This is a genomic window from Rhodoblastus sp. (assembly GCF_041915505.1).
In the GTDB taxonomy this organism is placed as follows: domain Bacteria; phylum Pseudomonadota; class Alphaproteobacteria; order Rhizobiales; family Beijerinckiaceae; genus Rhodoblastus.
In genome coordinates, this window is the sequence record NZ_JAYSBG010000186.1 from 1 (window position 1) to 6,771 (window position 6,771).

Here is a 6,771-nt window from a genome sequence, read left to right on the forward strand (position 1 = left end):
GCTCGACGCCGACGATCAGGAGCGGGGACGGATCATTTCGGTCGAGCCGAAGGAAATCGATTATCAGGAACGCGTCCGGGCCTATGGAAGCGTCCTGCCGCTCGACCGCCTGACGGCGCTTTACAACAGCTCTTCCGCCGCGGCGAAACAGCTCAAGGCGGCGGAAACGAAGCTCTCCGCCTCTCATACCGCAAATGTGCGGGCGCAAAATTTGCTGAAGGTCGCGCCTTCCGCCGTTGCGCAGGCCGAGGCGGCCGAGGCCGCCGAGAAGATCGACGAATCCGCCGTTGATGCGGCAAAGGACCAGGTTGAAGCAGTCAATAATGTTGCGGCGCAAGACTGGGGGCCGCTCCTTGGTCCCGCCATCGCAGCCCATGCGCCGCTCGCTGAAGATCTCATCCTTCGCAAGTCGGCCCTGTTGCAACTGACGCTGCAGCCCGGCGCCGTCGCCGAGCCGCCCGCCAGGATCGCAATTACTTTCGGCGGCGGTGAAACGGCGGAAGCGGAATTCGTCTCGCCAGCGACCCAGACCGATCCGAAACTGGCGGGCCCGAGCTATTTCTATGTCCTGCCCGCGACGCCATCCGCTTTGGCCGGAGCGAGCGTGACCGCCTCCGTGCCGAAGGGCGAGGCGAAGCCAAGCGTCGTCCTGCCGTCGTCGGCCATCGTCTGGCAGTCGGGCAAGCCGTGGATCTATGTCAAGGCGGCGGCCGACCGCTACGAACGCCAGCCGCTCGACGACGATGCGGTTCCCTCGGGCGACGGCGGCTATATCGTGCCGGCGGACGACTGGCCGCGCGGGCAATCCATCGTCGTCGAGGGCGCCCAGGCTTTGGCGACCGAAGAGTCGAAAGCGCATAAGCGTCGCGACGAGGACGATGACTAATGGAGGCCGTTCGTCCCGGAGGCCCGGCCGGAATCCAGGCGACGATCATTTCGACGGCGATCCGCTATCGCCAAATCGTCCTCGCGCTCTGCATGCTGCTGCTGTTCTATGGCGGCCTGTCGATCAGCCGCGCAAAATATGACGTCTTTCCGGAATTTTCGCCGCCGCAGGTGAATATTCAGACGGAGGCGCCGGGTCTCGCCGCCGAGGAAATCGAGGCGCTGGTGACATTGCCGCTGGAGAGCGCGATCAATGGCGTCTCCGGCGTGCGCACCCTGCGCTCGACCTCGATGCAGGGCCTGTCCACGATCAATGTGATCTTCGAGCCCGGCAGCGACATCTATCTCGACCGTCAGATCGTCGCCGAACGCGTCGCCAGCGTCGCGCCCTTGCTGCCGGCGGGGGTGAGGACGCCGGTCCTGACGCCGCTGACCTCGTCGAGCAGCACGGTGCTGATCGCGGGCCTGACGTCCAAGACGCGCAATCTCATGGATGTCCGCTCGGCGGCCGATTGGCTGGTGCGGCCGCGCCTGCTCGCTGTCCCCGGCGTGGCCAAGGTCGCTGTTTTCGGCGGCGAGACGCGCTCGTTGCAAATCCAGATTCGCCCCGACGACCTCGTCCGCCTCGGGATCGGCGTCGAGGATGTCGCCGCCGCCGCCCGCAAGGCGACAGCGATCCAGGGCGCCGGCGTTCTCGACACAATCAACCAGCGCATCAATCTGCGCAGCGCCGGTCAGGCCGTGACGCCGGAGCAGATCGGGCGGACTGTCGTCGCAACCAGCGGCGCCAACCGGATTCTGCTGTCCGATGTCGCAACGGTCGCCAATGCCCCGGAAACGGCGATCGGCGGCGCCTCGGTCATGGGCCGTCCGGGCGTCGCGCTGCTGATCTCGGCGCAATATGGCGCCAATACGGTCGAGGTGACCCGCCGCGTCGAGGACGCGCTCGCCACCTTGCGCCCGGCGCTGGACAAGGAGGGGATCGACCTCGACCAGACCCTGTTCCGTCCGGCCAATTTCATCAATGTGGCGATGCGCAGCGTCGGCGACGCGCTGCTGCTCGGCGGCGTGCTGGTCATCGTCGTCCTGTTCCTGTTCCTGTTCGATTGGCGCACGGCGGCGATTTCCTGCGTCGCCATTCCGCTGTCTCTGATGGCGGCCGTCATCGTGCTCAACAGCCTCGGCATGACCTTCAACGCGATGACGCTCGGCGGCCTCGCCATAGCCATCGGCGAGGTGGTCGACGATGCGGTGATCGATGTCGAAAACATTGTCCGCCGCCTGCGCGAAAATCACCAGAAAGCGACGCCGCGCCCGGCGGCTGCGGTCATTCTCGACGCCTCGCTCGAAGTCCGCAGCGCCGTCGTCTACGCCACTTTCATCGTGATGCTGGTCTTCGTCCCGGTGCTGACCCTGCCGGGCCTGGCGGGACGTTTCTTCGCGCCGCTCGCTTTTGCCTATCTGCTGGCGCTCATCGCCTCGCTGGTCACGGCGCTGACCGTGACGCCGGCTCTCGCCATGATCCTGCTTGCCAAGGATAAAAAGTCGGCGGCGGAGGCCGAGAAGCCGCCGCCGGTGGTGCGGCTGATCCGAGAGCCCTATGAACGCCTGCTCGCGAAAATCACCCGCTTTCCCACCGCCGTCATGGCGGGCGCGGCGGCGACGACGCTTGGCGGCTTGCTGCTGCTGCCTTTGTTCGGCAGCGCCTTCCTGCCGGAATTCAAGGAGGGGCATTACACGCTGCATCTGACGGCGGCGCCGGGGACCTCGATCGCGGAATCCCTGCGCATGGGCCGGCTGGTGACCGATATCCTGAACGATCTGCCCTGGGTCCGCTCGGTCTCGCAGCGCGTCGGCCGGGCCGAACTCGCCGACGACACCAGCGGCACGCAGGCCAGCGAGATCGAAGTCGATTTGAAGCCGGGCCTCTCCGGCGCGCAATTGAGCAAGGCCGATCACGACATCCGGGAGAGCCTTTCCGAATTCCCCGGCATGACTTTTTCGCTCAAGCCGTTCCTGACCGAGCGCGTGGAGGAAACGCTCTCTGGCGCGACAGCGGCGGTCGCGGTCAATATCTATGGCAATGAATTGCCCGCGCTCGACGCCGCCGCGGCGAAAATCGCCGAGGTCATGGGCCAAGTGCCGGGAGGGCGCGACGTGCGCCTGCGCGCGGCGCCGGAGACGCCCGAGCTCACGATGAAGCTCCGCGACGAGGAGCTCATCCGCTGGGGGCTGCAGCCGGTCGACGTCATGGGCGCAATCCGGACGGCCTTTCAGGGCGATGTCGTCGGTCAGGTCTATGACGGCATCCGCGCCTTCAATGTCGTCGCGGTGCTGGATCCGGCCAGCCGCAATAGCGTCGCCAAAATTTCGGAACTGCCGCTGCGCACGCCTGGCGGCGCCTTTGTGTCGCTCGGCCAGGTCGCGGATGTGACCCAGACGACGGGCCGGTCGCAGGTCGATCATCTCGGCGCCCGCCGCATCGTGACGGTGCTGGCGGATGTGTCCAATGGCGACGTTTCCTCTTTCGTCGCCAAGGCGAAAAAGGCCGTCGCCGCGAAAGTCACTCTGCCGAAAGGCGTTTATGTCGAATTTTCCGGCTCGGCCGAAGCCGATGCGCAGGCGCGGCGCGATCTCGCCATTTATGCGTCGATGGCTTTCGTCGGAATCGTGCTGATCCTGTCGATCATCACCAAGAGCTGGCGCAATCTCGTTCTCATTCTCGCCAACGCCCCCTTCGCTTTGGTCGGCGGCATCGTCGCCGCTTATGTCAGCGGCGCGGTGCTTTCAATCGGCTCGATGGTCGGTTTCGTCGCTCTCTTCGGCATTTCGCTGCGCAATTCCATCATGATGATTTCCCATTTCGAACATCTCGTCATGGTTGAACGCCTGCCCTGGGGATTGGAAACGGCGATCAAAGGCGCCGGCGACCGCCTGACGCCGATCGTCATGACATCGCTCGTCACCGCGCTCGGGCTGGCGCCTTTGGCCATGGGAATGGCCGAACCCGGCCGAGAGGTTCAGGGGCCGATGGCGGTGGTCATTCTGGGCGGGCTGTTCAGCTCATTTCTGCTCAATCTCCTCGTCCTGCCGACCCTGACGCTGCGCTTCGGACGTTTCGGCTGATTGGCGGCTTACGCCGGCTCCGCACTTTGCCGCTCCTCGGCGAGGGACGGCGTTTCAGGGAGCCGCCACGAACGATGAAGTCAACGCGATCATCGAGGAATGTGGCGACGATCCGGGCCGTCTTGGCGATCTTTTTGGCGATCGAAGGATCTTGCCCGGCCTCGAAAACGTCATGGTAGCGCTTCAGCCTGACGTCAATTCGGCTTCACCTGAGGCTGAGGACAGCGGAAACGCCCGCCACGGATGCGCTGGCTGGCGGTCTCGACTGGATTTCTCGCTTGATGGAAACTGGGATCGTGATGCATCCTTCCAGGGCTAGCGGAGCTCTCAGAACCGGGAGGGCGTGATCGATAAGCGCGGATTTCTGGGCTGGGCGGCGAGGATTCTCAGCGCCGCAGCGACATTGGCGTCAGGCGGCGCCGTGGCTGCGTCCGATGGACGCAAGCTCTCGCAGGAGCGCGACAGCGACTTCTTCCGCTGGTTTCATCTCGCGCCGACAGGCGTGTCGAGCCCCGGCGACAATGGCCAATGGATCGAGTTCCGGCCGGAGAGCGCCGAATTCGGCCCGCTTGTCGAAGTCGCGGCGCTAACCGACGCCGACGACGTCATCCACGCGACTCGATTGTCAGTCGCACGGAGTTTCATCGAGGGCCGCAACGCGCCATTTGCGCGCGACATCGTCAAAAGCTTTCTGGCCTGGGCCGCGCCGACGCCGCGGACGGAGGATCTTGCGCTGCTGATCGCCCACTTCGAGGATCCACGGCTCGGCGCGCACGGAACGATCTTGGTAGGCCCGGATGCGCCGAAGACGCCGGCTGAGCCGGACAGGACGGGCGGCCTCGATGTCTATTTGGGCCGACGGGACGAGGCCGACCTCGCCGCTGGGCCGCTGGGCCTGCGTTTCTCGAATGACGGCCCAGCGAACCAAAGGCGGTTTCGGATCGACGTTGACGGTCGCTGAGCAAAGGTTTTTGGAACGCGTGGCGTACACCACGCATCCTTCCGCCGCGCTTTGGCGGCATCCTGTCCTTCGCAGCGGCATTTCCGGGAATAGCCAATCCACGCCCGCTAGATGTGAGCTTGCAATAGGTTGTCCATCCGGGCCGGACCGAGGAAAGTGGAGTTGCGAAGCTTCACCTTTTCCCGGAGGCCCGGATGGACAACTTATTGCAAGCTCACATCTAGAGCATCGGGAGTTCGAATAGAATCGAGGGGGATTCCCGAGAGTGGGCATTTGTGATTCACTTAGTGTTGGAGGTGACTTGCGATGCCCAGACCGCTTTCGCAGGATATTCGTGAGCGCGTTGTGGCCTTTGTCGAGGCCGGTCACTCGCGCCGGGCGGCGGCGACGCATTTCCGGGTTTCGCCCTCGTTCGTGATCGATCTGGTCAAGGCCTACGGGGCGACCGGCAGCCTGGCTCCCAAGCCCAGACCTTCATCGCCGGTCTGCGTCACGACGGGTTGAGCGCGCCCTTCGTCATTGATGCGCCAATGAACCGGATCATCTTCGAGACCTACGTCGAGACCACGCTCGCGCCTGCGCTCACAAAAGGGGACATTGTCATCATGGATAATCTGGCCGCACACAAGAGCCCGGCCGCCGAGAAAGCCATCCAAGCCCGAGGCGCATGGGTTCTGTTCTTGCCAGCCTATAGCCCCGACTTCAATCCGATCGAGATGGCATTTTCAAAACTCAAGGCGCATCTGCGCGCAAGGGCCGTCCGAACAATCAACGAGCTCTGGCGCGCCATCGGCCATATCTGCAGCCTCTTCGAGCCAGACGAATGCAGAAACTACTTCGACGCCGCTGGATATGGATTCAAATGAATGCCCGATGCTCTAATGTCGCGGTTCGCCGGAGAAGGATGGCCCGAGGCCGTGGAAGGCTGAAAGTGAAACGCCCGCCCGCACATCCGGGGCGGGCGGGTGCCAAGACGGAAGTGCTCACCGGCGTAAGGCGTATGGCGCAGATGGAAAAGGAGGCCAACGTCAACGAACTGATGCTCGCCCATATTTCCGCCTGAGGCCACGCAAGCGAGCGGGAAGAGGCACCATCGGCACCAGCAGTCGAAGGATTCAAGCCATGACGCCAGCCGTATGGTCCTCGATGGGCCGATCAACGGCGTTTGGTTCCAAGCCTATATCGACCAGGTTCTGATCCCGACGCTTGCGCCCGGCGATATCGTCATCATGGACAATCTCGGCAGCCACAAGCGGCCGGGCATTCGCGCCGCAATTGAAGCGGTCGGCGCGAAGCTGTTCTATCTGCCGCCTTACAGTCCCGACTTCAATCCGATCGAAAAGGCCTTCTCCAAGCTCAAGGCGCTCCTGCGCAAGGCCGCCGAGCGAACGGTCGAACGACTTTGGACCGTTATCGGAGAACTCCTTCCGGCTTTCACGCCGCAGGAATGCGCAAATTTCTTCGCCGCCGCAGGATATGATCCGGTTTAAGCCGAACCCGCTCTAGCGACGTAACTTCAGCCAATCGCCAGGAAATCCAAAGGATGCGTCACCGGACGCTTACGAAAGGCGAGCTTCGCTTCCATGCCCTGGCCTTTGCGATAAAGCCTGGCGTCGGGGTCCGTCGTCGAAGCATGCGTCTCGTTCGAGCGCTTCTCGCCTTTGAAATCGACCTAGGTCCTAAACTCATAAACGGGATTCCCGCGACCGCGAAAGAATGATTCAAGGTTCCCTGTGATTCTGGGGGCTTTGATGACGCGTCGGCGTTTTGAACTGACCGATCGGGAATGGTCGATCATT

At 63.5% G+C, this 6,771-nt stretch carries 5 protein-coding genes and 2 pseudogenes; all 7 read left to right on the plus strand.

Annotated elements, in window-relative coordinates; translation table 11 throughout:
* A partial coding sequence (locus ACE3S9_RS12250; RefSeq protein ID WP_374546742.1) for a hypothetical protein occupies positions 1-886 on the plus strand: 886 nt, incomplete at its 5' end.
* The gene (locus ACE3S9_RS12255; RefSeq protein ID WP_374546743.1) at positions 886-4,011 is read left to right on the plus strand and encodes an efflux RND transporter permease subunit; all 3,126 of its coding nucleotides are present in this window, start codon (positions 886-888) and stop codon (positions 4,009-4,011) included. The genes ACE3S9_RS12250 and ACE3S9_RS12255, both read left to right, overlap by 1 nt.
* A gap of 343 nt (positions 4,012-4,354) precedes the next feature.
* On the plus strand, positions 4,355-4,972 hold the full coding sequence (locus tag ACE3S9_RS12260) for a hypothetical protein (protein ID WP_374546744.1): 618 nt from the start codon (positions 4,355-4,357) through the stop codon (positions 4,970-4,972).
* A gap of 306 nt (positions 4,973-5,278) precedes the next feature.
* Positions 5,279-5,476 (plus strand): helix-turn-helix domain-containing protein, encoded by a 198-nt coding sequence (locus ACE3S9_RS12265; RefSeq protein WP_374546745.1) that lies wholly within the window; start codon positions 5,279-5,281, stop codon positions 5,474-5,476.
* Positions 5,434-5,838, plus strand: a pseudogene (locus tag ACE3S9_RS12270) (transposase); the annotation flags it as partial. The gene ACE3S9_RS12265 and the pseudogene ACE3S9_RS12270, both read left to right, overlap by 43 nt.
* A gap of 65 nt (positions 5,839-5,903) precedes the next feature.
* Entirely contained in the window at positions 5,904-6,035 is a 132-nt protein-coding gene (locus ACE3S9_RS12275; protein ID WP_374546746.1) for a hypothetical protein, read from the plus strand.
* A 76-nt stretch (positions 6,036-6,111) separates the two neighbouring features.
* Positions 6,112-6,462: pseudogene (locus tag ACE3S9_RS12280) on the plus strand (transposase); the annotation flags it as partial.
* Positions 6,463-6,771 lie beyond the last annotated feature (309 nt).

Coding starts and splice junctions, on each gene's coding strand:
- ACE3S9_RS12255 (WP_374546743.1), top strand. CDS start 886: ATGGAGGCCGTTCGTCCCGGAGGCCCGGCCGGAATCCAGGCGACGATC.
- ACE3S9_RS12265 (WP_374546745.1), top strand. CDS start 5,279: ATGCCCAGACCGCTTTCGCAGGATATTCGTGAGCGCGTTGTGGCCTTT.